Annotated in this window: 16 protein-coding genes; 7 read left to right on the top strand and 9 right to left on the bottom strand. The window is 64.7% G+C overall.

Annotated elements, in window-relative coordinates; genetic code table 11:
- The first annotated feature begins 23 nt into the window (after positions 1-23).
- From cysD to eda, 7 genes are all read left to right on the top strand, one after another.
- Positions 24-926 (top strand): sulfate adenylyltransferase subunit CysD, encoded by a 903-nt coding sequence (cysD, locus tag KTQ36_RS10295; RefSeq protein WP_218633570.1) that lies wholly within the window; start codon positions 24-26, stop codon positions 924-926.
- Positions 926-2,869: a sulfate adenylyltransferase subunit CysN gene (cysN, locus tag KTQ36_RS10290; RefSeq protein ID WP_218633569.1), complete on the top strand. Its 1,944-nt coding sequence runs from the start codon at positions 926-928 to the stop codon at positions 2,867-2,869. Before cysD ends, cysN begins: the two co-directional genes overlap by 1 nt.
- Positions 2,870-2,904: 35 nt before the next feature.
- Positions 2,905-3,633, top strand: a complete 729-nt coding sequence (locus KTQ36_RS10285) for an energy transducer TonB (protein ID WP_218633568.1) — start codon at positions 2,905-2,907, stop codon at positions 3,631-3,633.
- Positions 3,634-3,725: 92 nt separating this feature from the next.
- Positions 3,726-5,153, top strand: coding sequence for a glucose-6-phosphate dehydrogenase (gene zwf, locus KTQ36_RS10280; protein WP_218633567.1), 1,428 nt, complete (start codon positions 3,726-3,728; stop codon positions 5,151-5,153).
- Positions 5,146-5,850 carry a 6-phosphogluconolactonase gene (gene pgl / locus KTQ36_RS10275; protein WP_218633566.1) on the top strand — a complete coding sequence of 235 codons (705 nt, stop codon included), beginning with the start codon at positions 5,146-5,148 and terminating at the stop codon, positions 5,848-5,850. Before zwf ends, pgl begins: the two co-directional genes overlap by 8 nt.
- Positions 5,851-5,853: 3 nt before the next feature.
- On the top strand, positions 5,854-7,665 hold the full coding sequence (edd, locus tag KTQ36_RS10270; RefSeq protein ID WP_218633565.1) for a phosphogluconate dehydratase: 1,812 nt from the start codon (positions 5,854-5,856) through the stop codon (positions 7,663-7,665).
- Complete coding sequence (gene eda / locus KTQ36_RS10265; protein ID WP_218633564.1) at positions 7,662-8,282, top strand: bifunctional 4-hydroxy-2-oxoglutarate aldolase/2-dehydro-3-deoxy-phosphogluconate aldolase; 621 nt, start codon at positions 7,662-7,664, stop codon at positions 8,280-8,282. The genes edd and eda overlap by 4 nt, the downstream gene beginning before the upstream one ends.
- 12 nt (positions 8,283-8,294) lie before the next feature.
- Here eda and KTQ36_RS10260 read toward each other — a convergent pair whose 3' ends face one another.
- The 9 genes from KTQ36_RS10260 to KTQ36_RS10220 form a co-directional block, all read right to left on the bottom strand.
- Positions 8,295-9,896, bottom strand: coding sequence for an MFS transporter (locus KTQ36_RS10260; RefSeq protein ID WP_218633563.1), 1,602 nt, complete (start codon positions 9,894-9,896; stop codon positions 8,295-8,297).
- Between the two features lie 54 nt (positions 9,897-9,950).
- Positions 9,951-11,009 carry an NAD(P)-dependent alcohol dehydrogenase gene (locus tag KTQ36_RS10255; protein ID WP_218633562.1) on the bottom strand — a complete coding sequence of 353 codons (1,059 nt, stop codon included), beginning with the start codon at positions 11,007-11,009 and terminating at the stop codon, positions 9,951-9,953.
- Positions 11,010-11,070: 61 nt separating this feature from the next.
- Positions 11,071-11,601 (bottom strand): DUF3833 family protein, encoded by a 531-nt coding sequence (locus KTQ36_RS10250; RefSeq protein WP_218633561.1) that lies wholly within the window; start codon positions 11,599-11,601, stop codon positions 11,071-11,073.
- Positions 11,598-13,034, bottom strand: a complete 1,437-nt coding sequence (locus KTQ36_RS10245; RefSeq protein ID WP_218633560.1) for a DASS family sodium-coupled anion symporter — start codon at positions 13,032-13,034, stop codon at positions 11,598-11,600. Before KTQ36_RS10245 ends, KTQ36_RS10250 begins: the two co-directional genes overlap by 4 nt.
- A gap of 42 nt (positions 13,035-13,076) precedes the next feature.
- A complete protein-coding gene (locus tag KTQ36_RS10240) occupies positions 13,077-13,919 on the bottom strand; it encodes an HpcH/HpaI aldolase/citrate lyase family protein (RefSeq protein WP_218633559.1) in 843 nt (280 codons plus the stop codon).
- A complete protein-coding gene (locus tag KTQ36_RS10235) occupies positions 13,916-14,368 on the bottom strand; it encodes a MaoC family dehydratase (protein ID WP_218633558.1) in 453 nt (150 codons plus the stop codon). The genes KTQ36_RS10240 and KTQ36_RS10235 overlap by 4 nt, the downstream gene beginning before the upstream one ends.
- A 17-nt stretch (positions 14,369-14,385) precedes the next feature.
- Entirely contained in the window at positions 14,386-14,673 is a 288-nt protein-coding gene (locus KTQ36_RS10230) for a hypothetical protein (RefSeq protein WP_218633557.1), read from the bottom strand.
- Between the two features lie 24 nt (positions 14,674-14,697).
- Positions 14,698-17,013 (bottom strand): transketolase-like TK C-terminal-containing protein, encoded by a 2,316-nt coding sequence (locus KTQ36_RS10225; protein ID WP_218633556.1) that lies wholly within the window; start codon positions 17,011-17,013, stop codon positions 14,698-14,700.
- A gap of 19 nt (positions 17,014-17,032) precedes the next feature.
- Positions 17,033-17,989 (bottom strand): calcium/sodium antiporter, encoded by a 957-nt coding sequence (locus tag KTQ36_RS10220; protein ID WP_218633555.1) that lies wholly within the window; start codon positions 17,987-17,989, stop codon positions 17,033-17,035.

Genomic DNA, 17,989 nt, shown 5'->3' with positions numbered 1-17,989 from the left:
AGTCCCATTACTAGCCCGCCATCATGAGTAATTTGTCGCACCTTCAACGGCTTGAGGCCGAAGCCATCCAGATTTTCCGCGAGACCGTCGCCGAGGCTGAAAAGCCGGTGATGCTCTACTCGATCGGAAAGGATAGCGCGGTCCTGCTGCACGTGGCGCGCAAGGCCTTCTATCCCGGCCCGTTGCCCTTTCCGCTGCTGCACGTCGACACGACCTGGAAATTCCAGGACATGTACGCGCTGCGCGAAAAGGTCGGCAACGAGGACGGGATCGAATTGCTCGTTTACCGCAATCCCGAGGCGGTCGAGAAGAAGATCAACCCCTTCGATCACGGCCCCTTGCACACCGACATGTGGAAGACCGAAGGGCTCAAGCAGGCACTCGACAAATATGGCTTCGACGCGGCCTTTGGCGGGGCGCGGCGCGACGAGGAAAAGAGCCGGGCGAAGGAGCGCGTCTTCTCCTTCCGCACCAAAAATCATCGCTGGGAGCCCAAGGCCCAGCGCCCCGAACTCTGGTCGCATTACAATGTGAAGAAAGCGCCGGGCGAGAGCATGCGCGTCTTCCCGCTGTCCAACTGGACCGAGCTCGACATCTGGCAGTACATCCTGGCGGAAGGCATCGAAATCGTGCCGCTCTATACCGCGCAGCAGCGCCCGACGGTCGAGCGCGACGGGCTGCTCCTGATGGTCGACGACGAACGCTTTCGTCTCGAAGAGGGCGAGGAGCCGGAGATGCGCTCGATCCGCTTCAGGACGCTCGGCTGCTACCCGCTGTCCGGTGCGGTCGAGAGCGAGGCCGACACCATCGAGAAGGTCGTCCAGGAAATGCTGCTGACCTCGACCAGCGAACGGCAGGGGCGCGTGATCGATCGCGATGCGGGTGCCGGTTCGATGGAGAAGAAGAAGCAGGAGGGCTACTTCTAATGGCGCGCCCGATCGACGAAGAGCGGCTGCTGGTCGAGCAGGACATCGATGCTTATCTCGCCAAGCAGCGCGACAAGTCGCTGTTGCGTTTCATCACCTGCGGCAGCGTGGACGATGGCAAGTCGACCCTTATCGGCCGCCTGCTCCATGACACGAAGCAGATCCATGCCGACCAGCTCGACGACCTGGCGTCCGACAGCAAGGCAGTCGGCACGCAGGGCGAAGAGATCGATTATGCGCTGCTGGTCGACGGCCTGTCGGCCGAACGCGAGCAGGGCATCACGATCGACGTCGCCTATCGCTATTTCTCGACGCCGAAGCGCAAGTTCATCGTCGCGGATACGCCGGGGCACGAGCAGTATACGCGCAACATGGTGACCGGCGCCTCGACCGCCGAACTGGCGGTGCTGCTGGTCGATGCGCGCAAGGGGTTGAGCACGCAGACCAAGCGTCACAGCTACCTCACCAACCTGGTCGGCATTCGCAAGCTGGTGGTGGCGGTCAACAAGATGGATGCGGTCGATGACGATCGCGACACCTTCCTCAAGATCGTCGCGGACTATCGCGATTTCGCAGACAGCCTCGGCATCGAGGACTGGACCGCGATCCCGATGTCGGCGCTCAAGGGCGACAATATCGCCGAAAATAGCGCAGCGATGGACTGGTATGACGGTCCGCATTTGCTCGAAATTCTCGAGACGGTCGAACTGGAAGCGGACAGCGACGAGGCCGCCAGCGGCGCCTTCCGCATGCCGGTCCAGTGGGTCAATCGCCCCAACCAGGACTTTCGCGGCTTTGCCGGGCAGATTGCCGGTGGCCGCGTGCGCCCGGGCGACGAGGTCCGCATCGTGCCGTCGGGCAAGACCAGCCGGATCGAGCGGATCGTCACCATGGACGGCGATCTCGACGAAGCAATTGCGGGCCAGTCGGTGACGCTGACGCTGGAGGATGAGGTCGATTGCTCGCGTGGCGACGTGATCGCGGACGCCAAGGACCCGCCGCAGGCCGCCGACCAGTTCGAGGCCAGCCTGGTGTGGATGGACGAAGAAGCGATGCTGCCGGGGCGTGGCTATTGGCTCAAGACGGGGACCGAGACGGTCACCGCGCGCGTCCAGCCGCCCAAATATCGCGTCGACGTCAACACGCTCGACGAGCTGGCCGCCAAGACGCTCGAGCTCAACGAGATCGGCGTGGTCGAGATCGCGACCAACCGCGATATCCCGTTCGAGCCCTACAAGGACGAAGAGGGCGGGCCGCCCAACCGCTCGCTTGGCGGTTTCATCCTGATCGACAAGATGACCAACCGCACGGTAGCCGCGGGGATGATCCATTTCGCGCTGCGCCGTTCGCTCAATATCCACCACCAGGAACTGGATGTCGGTCGCGACACGCATGCCGAATTGAAGGGTCAGAAGCCGCTCGTGTTGTGGTTCACGGGCCTGTCGGGCTCGGGCAAGTCGACCATCGCCAACCTAGTCGAAAAGGAGTTGGCGGCGCGCGGGCGTCACACCTTCCTACTCGACGGTGACAATGTGCGCCACGGGCTCAACAAGGATCTTGGCTTCACCGACGCCGACCGCGTGGAGAATATCCGCCGCATCGGCGAGGTCGCCAAGCTGATGACCGATGCCGGGCTGATTGTCCTGACCGCCTTCATCTCGCCCTTCCGTGCGGAGCGCGAGATGGTGCGACGGATGCTGGGCGACGGCGAATTCGTCGAAGTCTATGTCGATACGCCGCTCGAAGTGGCCGAAGAACGGGACGTGAAGGGCCTCTACGCCAAGGCACGCGCGGGCAAACTGCCCAACTTCACCGGGATCGACAGCCCGTACGAAGCCCCGGAAAACCCCGAAATCCGGGTCGATACGGTCGCGATGAGCGCTGAAGACGCGGCTAAGTCCATCGTCGAGCAGATTGCGGCTCGGATCCGCGCGAGAGACTAAAAGGAAACCCCGGCGCCCGCGGGCGTTGGTCGCTCATGTATCGCGAGCAGATCGACTGGAAAGAGCGGGCAGGCACGGTGGCGATCGTCGTCGGCCTGCACGTCGCCGTGGCCGCATTGGCGATGACTGCGAAGACCGTGGTCACGGGGCCGCCCGACCGCGCCAGCATCGAAGTGTTCGACGTCGCGATCGAGCCGCCGCCGCCGATCATCGAGGAAATCCCCGAGATCGAACAGGCTGCCCCGCGCGAAGAGGGCGCTGCATCGGAAAAGAATATCGAGAGCGACGCCACGCCTGTCGTCGCACCCGATCCGGTGGTCGTTACGCCCACGCCCAATCCCATCGTCGCGTCGCCGACGCCCAATGAAGGCAATGATGCCACGCAGGGCGCGTCGGACGAGGAAGGCGAAGGCACGGGCGCCGGCGGACAGGGTGACGGAACCGGCGCGGGCGCTGGCGGTGACGGCAAGGGTGGAGGCGGCGGCACGCGTCCCTCGGTCATCCGGTCGACGACGCTGACGCAACGCGACTTCCCCAAGGAAATTCGGCGCGCCTGGCCGTCGAACGGGGCGGTCTATGTCGCCATTCGTGTCCAGGTCGACGGTCGCGCTACCGACTGCAAGGTCAATCGCGGGATCAATCCCAATATCGACGCGTGGGTCTGCCGCCTGGTCGAACAGAAAGTGCGCTTCAATCCGGCTCGTGACGCGCAGGGGCGGCCCTACGTCGCTTGGTATGGCTACGTCCAATACGCGATATTCTAACAATTCACCGGCCGGCGAGGCGCGGTGAAGGTTCACAAGGGCGTGACGTTTCGCCATGAAAGGCGCAACACGCGACGCAAAATGGGGAATGCATGACCAAGGAGCGCTTTTCGACGCTGCTGCTGTTCGGGGCGACCGGCGACCTGTCGCGCCGCATGCTGCTTCCCTCGCTCTATGGCCTCTATGCCGACGGCTTGCTGCCCGAAGACGTCACGATCATCGGCACCGCGCGCAGCCAGCTGGACGATGAGCAATTTCGCGAGCAGGCGCATGAAGCGCTGCGCGAGCATCTGCCCGAAGATTTCTACGCGAAGGACACGGCCGACGGCTTCGTCGAGCGGCTGAGCTACCAGGCGATCGATGCGACGACCATCGACGGCTATCAGGAGCTCGCAAGCCGGATCGACCTCGACAAGGGACTTTCGATCTTCCTCTCGGTCGCGCCGTCGTTGTTCAAGCCGACGATCGAGAACTTGAAGGCATCGGGACTCGCAGGTCCCAAGGTTCGACTGGCACTGGAAAAACCGCTCGGGACCGACCTGGAATCGAGCAAGGTCATCAACGATGCGGTGGCGACGGCCTTTCCGGAGGAGCGCACCTTCCGCATCGACCATTATCTGGGAAAGGAGACGGTCCAGAACCTGCTCGCGCTGCGCTTTGCCAATTCGTTGTTCGAGCCGCTGTGGAACGCGTCGCATATCGACCATGTGCAGATTACGGTGGCCGAGGAAGTCGGGCTCGAGGATCGCGCGGGCTATTATGACGGCGCGGGTGCGGTGCGCGACATGCTGCAGAACCACATGCTGCAGCTTCTGGCGCTGATCGCGATGGAGCCGCCGGCGAATTACGACCCGACCTCGGTGCGCGAAGAAAAGGTGAAGGCGCTCAAAGCGCTGCGCCCGATGACCGAGAAACTGGCGAAGGACGAATTCGTGCTCGGTCAGTATGACGGTTACCTGAAAGAGCTGGGCGAAAAGTCCGACACCGAGACGTTCGTGGCGCTCAAGGCGCATGTCGACAATTGGCGCTGGGCGGGTGTGCCCTTCTACCTGCGTCACGGCAAGAAGCTGGCGCGCCGCAAGACCGAGGTCCATATCCAGTTCAAATGCGTGCCGCATTCGATCTTTGCCGGCACGGGCGCGACGACCCATCCGAACGAGCTGCTGATCTCGATCCAGCCGGAAGAGAATATCCGGCTCAAGATGATGGCCAAGCGTCCGGGGCTCGACCGCAAAGGCATCCGCCTGCGCGAGGTGGCGATGGACGTGACGATGGAGGGTGCGTTCGCCGACTATCGTCGGCGCATCGCCTACGAACGATTGATCCTCGACCTGGTCGAGGGCGATCCCACGCTGTTCGTTCGCCGCGACGAGGTCGAGGCGCAGTGGGAATGGATTGACGGGCTCAGGGCGGCTTGGGAACAGGCCGGTATGACACCCGAGACATATGACGCGGGCAGCCGAGGGCCGGACAGCGCGATCGGCCTCGTCGCGCGCGATAGAAGGGAATGGAATGATTGAAGTCGAATTCTGGGACTATGACGATGTCGACGAGATGGCCGATGCCGTCGCGGGCGATATCGCCTTCATCATCGAAAGCGCGATCGACGCGCGGGGCGAGTGCCTGCTGGCCTTCCCCGGCGGCTCGACCCCCAAGCCGGTCTACGAGAAGCTCGCCGAGAAGAAGCTGCCGTGGAAGCGCGTGACGATCATCCCGGGCGACGAGCGGCTGGTGCCGGTCGATGACGAGCGATCGAACATCAAGGGGATCGCGCAGACTTTCCTCCCGCTCGGCGCGCGCGTCTATCCGATCTATGCCGAGGGCGCAGAGGACTATGTCATGGCGGGTCACGCCGCCGATGCCCGGCTCAAGAGCCTCAAGTGGCCGCCCGATCTCGTCTGGCTGGGCATGGGCACGGACGGGCACACTGCCTCGCTCTTCCCCGGCCCCGATCTGGACGATGCGATGGACGCGCCCAAGGGCAAGCTGGTGATGGGCATCAAGCCCGACCCGATGCCCGAAGGGGCAGCAGTCGAGCGCCTGTCGCTGACCCGTTCGGCGATCCTCCAGGCACGCACCATCATCATCACCATCACGGGGCAGGAGAAGCGCGAGATCCTGGAAGGCGCGATCGAGGATGGCCAGTCGTCCAAGCTGCCGATCGGGCGCGTGCTGGCCGAGACCGAATTCCCCATCGACGTGCACTGGGCGCCCTGACCCATGCCGAGGCTCGATCCCCGCATCGCCGCCGTCACCGACCGCGTCATCGAGCGGTCGAAGCCGGGGCGTAAACGCTATCTCGACCATGTCACGGACGAGGCAGCGCGGGGGATCGACCGCAAGGCACTGAGTTGCGGCAACTTCGCGCACGGCTTCGCAGCGGCTGGCGACGACAAGACGGCGATCCGGACGTTCCAAGGGCCCAACCTCGGGATCGTCACCGCCTATAACGACATGCTGAGCGCTCATGCGCCTTATTATCGCTACCCCGAGCAGATGAAGCTGTTCGCGCGCGAAGTCGGGGCCACCGCGCAGGTCGCGGGCGGCGTACCCGCCATGTGTGACGGAGTGACGCAGGGCCAGCCCGGCATGGACCTGTCGCTTTTCAGCCGCGACAACATTGCGGGCGGCACGGCCATCGCATTGAGCCACGGCATGTTCGACGGAGTCGCGATGCTCGGCATTTGCGACAAGATCGTGCCGGGGCTGCTCATCGGTGCGCTGCGCTTCGGTCATCTGCCCGCGATTTTCGTGCCCGCCGGTCCGATGCCTTCAGGGCTCGCGAACAAGGAAAAGCAGCGGGTCCGACAGCTCTTCGCCGAGGGCAAGGCGACCAAGGACGAACTGCTGGCGGCCGAGAGCGCGAGCTATCACGGGCAGGGCACCTGCACCTTCTACGGCACTGCCAACTCCAACCAGATGATGATGGAGCTGATGGGGCTTCACGTCCCGGGTGCGGCGTTCGCCAACCCGGGCAGCCGCCTGCGGCCCGGACTGACCCGGGCTGCCGTCCATCGCCTTGTCGAGATTAGCGGCGAGGAAAAGCGCATGCTCGGCCACTGTGTCGACGAACGCGCGATCGTCAATGCGATCATCGGGCTGCTCGCAACGGGCGGATCGACCAACCATGCGCTGCATATTCCCGCCATCGCCCGCGCGGCGGGCATCTTCGTCGATTGGCAGGACTTCGCGGATTTGAGCGCAGCCGTGCCGCTCCTGGCGCGCGTCTATCCCAACGGATCGGGAGACGTGAACGACTTCCACCATGCCGGCGGGCTCGCCTTCGTGGCGCGCGAGCTGATCGAGAACGGCTTGCTGCACGGCGACATCTTGTCGGCGGGCAGCGACAGCTTCGAGGGCGCAATGACGACGCCCGAAGAGGATGGCGACGATATCGTCTGGAGGACGGTCGAAAAGAGCGGCGACGAGACCATCCTGCGCGGCGTCGCCGACGCCTTCCAGCCTGATGGCGGGATGCGGCTGGTCACCGGTAATCTCGGGCGCGCCTGCTTCAAGACCAGCGCGGTCGACGAAGAGCGCTGGACCATCGAGGCGCCGTGCCGCGTGTTCGAGGATCAGAAGGACGTGGTAACCGCCTTCGAGGCGGGCGAGCTCGACAAGGATGTCGTGGTCGTCGTGCGTTTCCAGGGCCCGCGCGCCAACGGCATGCCCGAACTCCACAAGCTGACCCCGCCGCTCGGCGTGCTTCAGGATCGCGGGCATCGCGTGGCGTTGATCACCGATGGGCGCATGAGCGGGGCGTCGGGCAAGGTGCCTGCGGCGATCCACTGCTGTCCCGAGGCGCTCGGCGATGGACCGCTGTCGCGGCTGCGCGATGGCGATGTGGTCAAGCTGTGTGCGACGACCGGGAGCCTGTCGACCATTGCCGATCTCGACTCACGCGAGCCTGCCGAGGCGCCGCCGCAGCCGGTGGGGACCGGGCGCGAATTGTTCGCGCTGTTCCGCCATCATGCCGACGATGCCGAAAAGGGCGGGTCGGCGATGCTTCACGCCATGGAGGAATCCCTATGAGCCGCCGCAAGATCGGGGAGGTCATGCGCCTCTCGCCCGTCATCCCCGTGCTGGTTCTCGACGGCAGCTTCGACCCTGTCGAGTTGGCCGAAACGCTGGTGGGCGCGGGGCTTCGCGTGCTCGAAGTCACGCTACGCACCGAGAACGCGCTCAAGGACATGGAGAAGATGGCGAGCGTCGAGGGCGCGGTCGTGGGGGCGGGCACCGTGCTCGACGCGGTCATGCTCTACGAAGCCATGGATTATGGCGCCGAGTTCATCGTCTCGCCGGGGCTGACCGAAGGGGTTGCCCGCGCCGCCGAAGACAAGCGCGTGCCGTTGCTGCCGGGTGTCGCCACCGCTACCGACATCATGCGCGGGCGCGACATGGGGCTCGATCATTTCAAGTTCTTCCCCGCCGAGGCCAATGGCGGCCTGCCAGCGCTCAAATCGCTCGCCGGGCCGTTCGGCGGGATCAAGTTTTGCCCGACGGGCGGCATCAGGGAAGACACGGCGCAGGAGTGGCTCGACCATCCCAATGTGCTGTGCGTCGGTGGCAGCTGGATCCTGCCAAAGGGCGATGCGGACCTCAAAAAAGTGGCGGCGACCGCTCGCGCAGCCGCCGCCATGAAAGCCTGAGGATCGCAACTCCTAGTGAAGCGGCTGTCCGTGCTTTTCGCGCCAGAAGATCAGCGCGCAGACCACCGATAGACCGACGAAGAAAATCGGATACCAGAGACCGGCGTAGATATTGCCCGTCGCCGCGACGATCGCGAAGGCGGTAACCGGCAGGAAGCCGCCGACCCAGCCCGTGCCGATGTGGTAGGGCAGGCTCATCGCGGTGTAGCGCGTGCGGGTCGGGAACATCTCGACCAGTGCTGCGGCCTGCGGGCCGTAGAGCGACGTGGCGGCCACCGTGAAGACGATCAGCCAGAAATAGAGCGTGGCATGATCCATTTCGTCCGGATTGGCCGCCTCGGGATAGCCCGCCGCCGTCAGAGCCGCATCGAGCTCGTTGGCGGCAATCGCGCCATCGCTCGCGGGCGTGATGACATAGTCGCCGACGCTGACGCGGGTCATTCCGTCCTCGGACGCGACACGTTCATATCCCACGCCGGCGTCGATCACCGCCTTCGACACGAGGTCGCAGGCGCTGGTGAATTCGGCGGTGCCGGTCGGATTGAACTGCGAGGTGCAGGTCGCAAGATCGGTCTCGACCACTACCGGGTTTTCGGCGCTGGCGCGTGCAAGCTGCGGGTTCACGGCGTCGGCGATGGCGTGGAAACCCGGCCAGAAGGAGACGAGGCCGAGGATCATGCCACCGAGCATGACCGGCTTCCTGCCCACCTTGTCCGACAGCCAGCCGAAGAAGACGTAGAGCGGGGCCGAGATGACCGTGACGATGAGGATGATCCAATTCACCTCCGCGCCCGGCACGCCGAGATTTCGTTCGAGGAAGACCTGCACGTAGAAGAAGGCGCAATACCAAAGCGCTCCCTGAGCGGCCATGAAGGCAAAGAAGGCGGTCAGTACCTTCTTGAGGCTTTCCTTCTCGGCAAAGGCTTCGCGAAGCGGGGTCTTGGTGACTTCGCCCTCGGCCTGCAGCTTCTGGAAGGCGGGGCTCTCGGAAAGCTTGAGGCGCATCCACACCGAGATGAGAAGCAGCAGCACCGAGACGAGGAAGGGCACGCGCCAGCCCCATTCGAGGAAGGCTTCTTCGCCAACCGTGGTGCGGGTGAAGTAGATGACGAGCAGTGCCGCGATCAGGCCGAAGGCGGCAGACGACTGGATCCAGCCGGTCGCCGCGCCGCGCTTGTCGTCATCGGCATGTTCGGCGACGTAGATCGCCGCGCCGCCATATTCGCCGCCCAGCGCCGCGCCCTGGCAGATGCGCAGGATGATGAGGAGGATGGGAGCGATGATGCCCGCCGTCGCATAGCTCGGCAGCAGGCCGATCGCGAAGGTCGCGCCGCCCATGAGGCTGACGGTGGTTAGGAAAGTGGCCTTGCGGCCCACCCGGTCGCCCATCGCGCCGAAGATGATCGCACCCAGCGGGCGGAAGGCGAAGCCCGCCGCGAACAGGCCGAGCGCGGCAAGCACACCGGCGGTTTCACCAAGGCCGGCGAAAAACACCTGCCCGATGGTCGACGCCAGCGCGCCGAAAATAAAAAAGTCGTACCATTCGAAGGCAGTGCCCGCGCTCGACGCGGTGACGACCTTGGCCATCGACCAGGGTTTGGCCGTATCGCTCATTGATTTCCCCTCCCCAGGAAAAAGATATTGGCGGAGAGGTTTAGCGGGTTGGCGCTATTGCGCAACCGCCTCGCTGCCCGCGACGTCGATGACGTAGCGATGCGGCATGTCGCCCTTCGCCAGCGTGTCCCACGCCTCCGGAATCTGCTCACCGGTAATGATCTCAATCTCGGGCAAGATGTTATGCTCGGCGCAGAAATCGAGCATCTCCTGCGTTTCCGCGAGCCCGCCGATCGCAGAGCCCGCAATGGCGCGGTTGCCGAAGATCAGGTTGAAGCCCGAGAAGCCCGGGAGCGGCTCGAGCGCGCCGACGATGACCATCGATCCGTTGGGCCTCAGCAGCGCCGCATAGGGGTCGATTTCGTGCGCGACGGGGATCGTGTCGATGATGAAGTGGAAGCGTCCCATGGCGGCCTCCATCGCGGCCTCGTCGGTCGAAATGAGCACGTCGCTCGCGCCAACCGCCGTGGCGGCCTCGGCCTTTTCGGGCGAAGTGGTCAGCACGGTGACTTCTGCGCCCATCGCGACCGCCAGCTTGACCGCCATGTGCCCGAGTCCGCCGAGCCCCGCGACCGCGACTCGATCGCCTTCCTTCACGCCCCAGCGCCTGAGCGGCGAGTAAGTCGTGATCCCGGCGCAAAGCAGCGGGGCCGCGTGCGCCATGTCCATGCCGTCTGGCACCTTGCAGACGAATTCCTCGCGGCAGACGATATGATCGGAATATCCGCCCTGTGTCAGCTCGCCGTAGCGGTCCGGGACGCCGTAGGTGAAGGTCGAGCCTTCGACGCAGAATTGCTCCTGGTTGCCCTTACAGAATTCGCATTTCTGGCAGCTGTCGACGAGGCAGCCGATCGCGACGCGGTCGCCGACCGAATATCGGGTCACGTCGGGGCCGACATCGGTGACGGTGCCGACGATCTCATGCCCGGGGATCATCGGGTAATGGCTCATGCCCCAGTCGTCGTGTGCGAAGTGGAGGTCTGAGTGGCAGATGCCGCAATGGCTGATCTTGATCGCCACGTCATTGTCGCGAAGATCGCGGCGTTCGAAATTCAGTTGGTGGGGGGTGTCGCTGGCATTCTCGACGCCCCAACCGACGGCCTTGCTGGGCATGATTCTTCTCCTCGCAAGAAAACGAATAGGCCGACCAACGCCACCGGGCTTATATCATGCGTTAACTGCGCGTGATGGTTTCGTCCAGCCGCGCCACGTTGATCCCCCACTTATAGACGTCGAGCCGGTTGCGCACCGTGTTGGGGTCGATCTGGGTCAGCGTCTGGCGGACGTTATGCCCATCGCTCTCGTAGGCGATGACCATGCGCCGACCGCCGGTCATGGCGACCACGCCCGATTTCGCATCGGTCAGCGTGCCCGAGTAGCGTGCGCCCTGCTCGGGCTGGATGGTCCAGGTGCGCGTGCGTTCGGGGCTGCCCTCGAGCGCGATGGTCTGTGTGATTTCAAGCCCGCCGTCGGGCAGGCGGCGCCCGACGCTGGCGACATTGAGATCGCGGCTATCGCCATCGAGCTCGTAGAGCGTGCCCGACCCTTGCGTGTTGCCTTCGAAAAAGTCGATCGGATCGAAGGGTGTCGAGGAGGCGGGCGAGGGGATCGGCACCGGCGGCAGGATCGCAGGCGAGAAGGTGCGCGCGCCCAAGTAGAGCAAGGGCGGCGCGAGGCCGATCAGGATCAGGTAGTCGAGTCTCACCACCAACCTAGCCATTTCCACCACATGAGGCCGACACCGAGCCAGACGGCCATGTGGAATAAAGAGACGATGAGGCCGACGCGGAACCAGTCGGGCACGGTAAAATAGCCGAGCCCGAAATAGATGACGACGGGCCCGGTCGAATAATGGGTAAGGCAACCGCACAGGTTGGAGAAGTAGGCGATCAGCGCGATGGTGAGCAGCGGCGGCGCACCCGCGGCGATCGCAACGGCGATGAATGCGCCGGCCATGGCGGTGATGTGCCCGGTCAGCATCGAGAATCCGTACATCGAATAGAAATAGACGAGCGCCAGGATCAGCGCGGCGGTCAGCGGGGCAAGTCCTTCGGCATAGCTGCCCGCGCCGTTGGCGAACCAGTCGATCACGCCCGTCGTGCGCATATAGTCCGCCATCATGACCAGCCCGCCAAGCCAGATCAGCGCATCCCACGCACCCCAGGTGCCCGCCATGTCCTTCCAGCGCTGGGCGCCGGTGAAGAGCAGGATGGCGATCCCGACAAAGGCGACGACGGTGGTATGCAGCCCGTGCAGCGGTGCGGTGGCCCAGAGGAGGAGTAGCGTGGCGAGCGTCAGTCCGAGGATTTTCTCCTCGCGCGCCATCGGACCCATCGCGGCCAGCTCGTCGCTGGCAGTGTTTCGGGCGGCGGCGACATCCATGGTGGGCGGCTTGACCAGCCAGCGCATCAGCTGAGGAAGAAGCGCGAGTCCGATCAGGCCCGGCACGCTCGCGCCCAGCGCCCACAGGCTCCAGGTGAACTGGATCCCGGCGATCGTATCGGCGGCCTCCGACACCAAAGGATTGGCGGCCATGGCGGTCAGGAACATCGCGGCGGTGATGAGGTTGAAATGCGCCCCGCAGGCGACGAGATAGCGCGAGACGCGGGCGCGCTCTTCGCTACCTTCATCGCCGACCGAGCGGCAGACGCTGTCGACGATGGGTGCGAGGATGCCCCCGCCACGTGCGGTGTTCGACGGAATGACGGGTGCCAGCGTCAGTTCGGCCGCGCCGATACCGTAGGCAAGCCCGACCTCGCTCCGTCCCAACTTGCGAACCAGCGTGAGCGCAATGCGACGACCAAGGCCGGTCCTGATGACCGCACCCGCGAGCAGGAACGCCGCGACGACCAGCCAGACGGTGGTGTTGGCGAAGCCCGACAGGGCGACCTGCAGCGCGTCCTTGGACTTGGAACCGAGCGTGTTGGTGACGACCAGCACGAGGATGCCGCCAATGACGATCGTCGACATCGCGAAAGGCCGGAGCAGCAGGCCGAGGATGACCGCGGCGAAGACGGCGAGCGTATGCCAGCCTTCGGGCTGGACGCCGTCGGGGACGGGCGAGAACCAGATGACGGCGCCGAGCACGATGCTCGGAACCAGCCTCAACCACCGTCGCTGCAGCGGCGCGTCGCTCATCCCCCCACTCATGGGAGCATGGTCGCGAATATTCGCTCTAGGTCAAGCCTCGCGGTTGGCGCGCACGAGCAATCGCTCGGCCTGCTTGAGGTGCGGAAGGTCGACCATCTTGCCATCGACCATCAACACGCCGGCGCCCGCCTCGGCGGCGAAGGCGTCGACGATGGCCTGGGCTTGCGCGACCTCTTCGTCGGAGGGCGTGAAGGCGTCGTTGATGATCGCAACTTGCGCAGGGTGGATGGCAAGCTTTCCAGTGAAGCCTTCGCGCGCGGCGGCGCGAGCCTCGGCGGCAAGTCCGTCATGATCCTTCACGTCGGTGAAGACGCCATCGACCGGCTGCGCCCCGGCATGGACCGCGCCGGCGAGGCAAAACGAGCGCGCCATCTTGTAGGTGAAGCTCAGCTCGCCATTCTCGTCGCTCTTGGACGAGGCGCCTAGCGCTGCGGACAGGTCTTCGGCGCCCCAGCTCATCGCGACGAGCGGGAAGCTGTCGTCGGCATAGCTCATCAGTCCGAACAGGCTGGCGGGGGTCTCGGTGACGATGGCGTGTACGGGGATGCCGCCTGTGGAATAGCCGAGGTGGCGGATGTCCTCGCCACTTTCGGCCTTGGGCAGCACGACGCCCTCGAAGTCCGACTTCGCGAATAGCTTGAGGTCGTCACGGTGATATTCCGAATCGATCGGATTGACGCGGATCCACCAGCGCGGTCCGCTTTCGCGAGACAGTTCCTTCAGGATCGCGCGCGCCTCGGCCTTGCGGTCGGGGGCGACGCTGTCCTCGAGGTCGAAGATAATCGCGTCGGCATCGCCTTGAACCGCCTTGCCAATCTTCTTCTCGCTGTCGGCGGGCACGAACAGCCAGCTGCGGGGCGGGGGAAGGGTCATGCGTCGAACTTCTTCAGCAGCGCCGAGCGCTTGAAGGTGCACACGGTCTTGCCGTCCTGGTTCTTGGCGCGATGCTCCCACGTCACGATCCCGGCGGTCGGGCGCGACTTGCTCTCGCGAACATTGAGAACCTCGGTCTCGCAGGTCAGCGTGTCGCCGACGAAAACGGGCGCCGGAAACTTGACCTCGTCATAGCCGAGATTGGCGATCAGCGTCCCGAGCGTCGTGTCGCCTACCGAGACGCCGACGATCAGCGAGAAGGTGAAGCAGCTGTTGACCAGCGGCTTGCCGAACTCGGTATCCTTGGCAGCCTCGTGATCCAGGTGCAGCGGTTGGGGATTGTGGGTGAGCGTCGACATCAGGAGATTGTCGGTCTCGGTCACGGTGCGGGTGATGGCGTGGGTGATCGTATCCCCCACCTGCCATTCGTCGAAATAACGTCCAGCCATGCGCTGAGCCTTACGGGCTAGGCGGCCTTCTCACAAGCTTCCTCGCCCAGCACGGCCTTCAGCTTCATCTTGAGCTCGTGCATGCCGATATTGTCGACCGCATCCACCTGGTCCTCGGCGCGCACGACATTGGCGATGTGCCCGACGATCTGCATGACGATATCGACCGTCTGAAGCGCGACATAATGGCTGTTCACGACCTCGATATCGGTCGCCAGCTCGTCGCCCATTTCCTCCAGCAGGAGGCGGGCACGGTCGAGTTCGTGAGCGAGGCGCTCGTCGAGCGGGGTAACTTCGCGTGTCATCCATCCGGGGCTAGCTTGAAAGGGTTAAGATGCCGTGAGCAACACTTCCGCCATCGCCTCGGTAATCGCCTCGGGATCGAGGCGGTAGGCGGCGTAAAGTTCGGACAGGCTGCCCGTTTGGCCGAAGGTCTCGACACCGAGCGGCGCGACCCGCTGGCCGAGCACGCCGCCCATCCAGCTGAGCGAGGCGGGCGCCGCGTCGCACAGGGTGACGAGGCCGGCATCGCCCGACAGGCGGGACAGGAGCGTTTCGATGTGGCTCGGGCTGTGATCGCCCTTCCAGCGCTTCGCCTGCGCGGCGGTCCAGTCGCGGTGGAGCAGGTCGGGCGAGGTGACGGACAGGAGGCCGAGACCGGGAATGTCGGAAGAAAGCTCCTCGTGCGCCGCGAGTGCCTCGGGCATGATCGCGCCCATCGCAACGATCGCGGCCTCCGAACCCTGCGACGGTTCGCGCAGCCAGTAGGCGCCCTTGATGCAGTCGGCCTGCCAGTCGTCGCCGTCGCGGTCCACTTGCTGGAGCGGACGGGTCGAGAGGCGCAGATAGGTGCTTTCGCCGTCAGGATCGTCGATCAGGCGGAACGCTTCTTCCATCAGCACCGCAAGTTCATCGGCGTAAGCCGGCTCGTAATGGCGCAAGTTCGGCTGGCCCATCGAGATGAGCGGCGGATTGATCGACTGGTGCGCGCCGCCTTCGGGGCCGAGCGTGATGCCCGACGGGGTCGCGACGAGCAGGAAACGCGCGTCCTGGTAACAGCCATAGTTGAGGCTATCGAGGCCGCGGGCGATGAAGGGATCGTAGAGCGTGCCGATGGGTACGAGGCGGCGACCGAAATGGTCTCCCGCAAGCCCCGCAGCCGCGAGCATCAGGAAAAGATTGCTTTCGGCAATGCCCAGCTCGATATGCTGGCCATTGTTGTGCGCGCCCCACTTTTGCGCAGACGGAATCTTTGCTTCGGCGAAAACGTCGCCTCTCTGCTCTCTGCTGAAGAGTCCGCGGCTGTTCACCCAGGCGCCCAGATTGGTCGAAACGGTGACGTCGGGCGATGTGGTGAGCACGCGATCGGCGAGATCGCCGCCTTTTTTCGAGAGGTCCATCAGGATGCGCCCGAACGCGGCCTGGGTCGACTGTTCCTCGCCTCGCGGGGCGGGGATGGAAGGGATGGTCATTTCGCCAAAATGGCGCGGGCGTTTCTCGCGCATGATGCGGGTGGCTTCGAGCACGCCGTCGACCTGGCCACGGATATTGTCGGTGAGCCCCGCGAGCGGTTCGAACTCGTCCCCCTCCGCAATCCCCATGCTGTCGCGCAGCGCGGCGGCCTGGGTGGGGTTCATCAGCCCGGCATGGTTGTCCTTATGCCCCGCGAACGGCAGGCCGAAGCCTTTGACCGTCCACGCGATGAAGAAGGTCGGCGTGTCGTCCTTCTTCGCCTCCTCGAACACCTCGACCAGCGTTTCCATGCAATGGCCGCCGAGGTCGGTCATGAGATGCCCGAGCGCCTCGTCGTCATGGCCTTTCAGGAAGTCGGCCACTTTCTTGCCGAGGTCGGCCTCGAGCCGCGCGCGCCATGCCGCGCCGCCCTGATAGTGCAGCGCGGAAAAGTCGGCATTGGGCAGATTGTCGAGCCAGTCCTTGATGGGCTTGCCGCCCTTTGCCTTGAACGCCTTCTGCAGCTTCTTGCCGTAGCGCAGCTCGACCGTGCGCCAGCCGCAGCTGGCGAAAATCTCGTCGAAACGCTCGAACATGCGGTCGGCCGAGGTCGCGTCGAGGCTCTGGCGGTTATAGTCGACGATCCACCACAGGTTGCGGACGTCGTGCTTGTAGCCCTCGATGATCGCTTCATAGATATTGCCCTCGTCGAGCTCGGCATCGCCGATCAGCGCGACGAAGCGCCCTCGCTCGTCCTCGTCCATATGGCCGTGCGCGGTCAGGTAATCTTGGATCAGCGAGGAAAAGAGGGTGATCGCGACGCCTAGCCCGACGCTGCCGGTCGAGAAGTCGACGGGAATCATGTCCTTGGTGCGGCTGGGATAGGACTGCGCGCCGCCGAACCCGCGCAGATTTTCGAGCTGCTCCTGCGTCTGGCTGCCGAGCAAATAGTGGATCGCGTGGAGCACCGGGCCGGCGTGCGGCTTGACCGCGACGCGGTCGTTGGGGCCGAGCGCATGGAAGTAAAGTGCGCTCATGATCGCGGTCATCGATGCGCAGCTGGCTTGGTGCCCGCCGACCTTCACGCCGTCCGCCTTCGGTCGGACGTGATTGGCGTGGTGGATGGTCCAGCTCGACAGGAAGCGGAGGCGATCGTCGAGGGCGCTTAGCGCGGCGAGGTCGGGCTTGCTCATGGCAGCTGCCCTAGCGTGGTCAGGCGCTGGCCGCCAGCCACGCGATGTAAGCGACATAGCCGGCGAGGAGAACGCCGCCTTCCCAGCGCTTGATGGTCCAGCCGGTGCGCAGGAACAGCATCAGGAAACCGGTGGTGCCGACGAGCACCCAGACATCGAAGCCCGCGATCTGCGGGGCCACGCCGAGCGGGTGGATCGCGGCGGTCAGGCCGAGAATGCCGAAAATGTTGTAGATGCAGCTGCCCACGACGTTGCCGAGCGCGACGTCGGGCTGCTTCTTCCAAGCCGCCGCCGCGCAGGCGACCAGTTCGGGCAGGCTGGTGCCCGCCGCGACGATGGTCAGGCCGATCACGGCCTCCGACACGCCCCAGCCGCGCGCCGCCTCAATCGCCCCGCCCACAAGGAGATCCGCACCGAAAATGACCGCAGCGATGCCGCCGACCGTCTCGACGATCAGGAAGAGGAGCGGGCGCTTGGCATCGGGTTTCTGCGTTTCCGCTGCCAGATGGCGCTCGGCTTCCTCGTCCGGGCTGCGCGTATCGGTATACCAGGCACCGATCATGTAGACGATCAGCAGGATGAACAGCAGGATTCCCGACAGGCGGTCGAACCCGCCGAGCAGCACGCCCGACATCACCGCGATCGCCCCGACCATCATGAAGAAACCGTCGCGATAGAAGGCGCGGCGGGCGATCGGAATGTCGATGAGAATGGCCGAGATGCCGAGGATCAGCAGCACGTTGGCAATATTGGATCCGACGACATTGCCGAGTGCGATGTCGGGGGCGCCGGCAAAGGCTGCGGAAAGGCTGGTGACCAGTTCGGGCGCGGAAGTACCGAAGCCGACGATGACGAGGCCGGCTAGCAGTGGCGAGACGCCCGCGCGCCGCGCGATCCCGACCGTGCCGCGAACGAGGAATTCCCCGCCGAGACCGAGAAGGACGAGCCCCAGCAGGATCGCAAGCCACATGCTCAT

Origin of the sequence: Sphingomicrobium clamense (genome assembly GCF_019264355.1) — a bacterium.
Lineage (GTDB): Bacteria > Pseudomonadota > Alphaproteobacteria > Sphingomonadales > Sphingomonadaceae > Sphingomicrobium > Sphingomicrobium clamense.
Note: the sequence above shows the minus strand (reverse complement) of the source record. Positions and strands in the feature narration are given on the sequence as shown.

Excerpts from the sequence above, each read along its gene's own strand:
- eda (WP_218633564.1), top strand. The coding sequence starts at position 7,662 with ATGAGCCGCCGCAAGATCGGGGAGGTCATGCGCCTCTCGCCCGTCATC.
- KTQ36_RS10285 (WP_218633568.1), top strand. The coding sequence starts at position 2,905 with ATGTATCGCGAGCAGATCGACTGGAAAGAGCGGGCAGGCACGGTGGCG.
- cysD (WP_218633570.1), top strand. The coding sequence starts at position 24 with ATGAGTAATTTGTCGCACCTTCAACGGCTTGAGGCCGAAGCCATCCAG.
- KTQ36_RS10255 (WP_218633562.1), bottom strand. The coding sequence starts at position 11,009 with ATGCCCAGCAAGGCCGTCGGTTGGGGCGTCGAGAATGCCAGCGACACC.
- KTQ36_RS10230 (WP_218633557.1), bottom strand. The coding sequence starts at position 14,673 with ATGACACGCGAAGTTACCCCGCTCGACGAGCGCCTCGCTCACGAACTC.
- KTQ36_RS10260 (WP_218633563.1), bottom strand. The coding sequence starts at position 9,896 with ATGAGCGATACGGCCAAACCCTGGTCGATGGCCAAGGTCGTCACCGCG.
- cysN (WP_218633569.1), top strand. The coding sequence starts at position 926 with ATGGCGCGCCCGATCGACGAAGAGCGGCTGCTGGTCGAGCAGGACATC.
- edd (WP_218633565.1), top strand. The coding sequence starts at position 5,854 with ATGCCGAGGCTCGATCCCCGCATCGCCGCCGTCACCGACCGCGTCATC.
- KTQ36_RS10245 (WP_218633560.1), bottom strand. The coding sequence starts at position 13,034 with ATGAGCGACGCGCCGCTGCAGCGACGGTGGTTGAGGCTGGTTCCGAGC.
- pgl (WP_218633566.1), top strand. The coding sequence starts at position 5,146 with ATGATTGAAGTCGAATTCTGGGACTATGACGATGTCGACGAGATGGCC.
- KTQ36_RS10240 (WP_218633559.1), bottom strand. The coding sequence starts at position 13,919 with ATGACCCTTCCCCCGCCCCGCAGCTGGCTGTTCGTGCCCGCCGACAGC.
- KTQ36_RS10235 (WP_218633558.1), bottom strand. The coding sequence starts at position 14,368 with ATGGCTGGACGTTATTTCGACGAATGGCAGGTGGGGGATACGATCACC.
- KTQ36_RS10225 (WP_218633556.1), bottom strand. The coding sequence starts at position 17,013 with ATGAGCAAGCCCGACCTCGCCGCGCTAAGCGCCCTCGACGATCGCCTC.
- zwf (WP_218633567.1), top strand. The coding sequence starts at position 3,726 with ATGACCAAGGAGCGCTTTTCGACGCTGCTGCTGTTCGGGGCGACCGGC.
- KTQ36_RS10220 (WP_218633555.1), bottom strand. The coding sequence starts at position 17,989 with ATGAGCATGTGGCTTGCGATCCTGCTGGGGCTCGTCCTTCTCGGTCTC.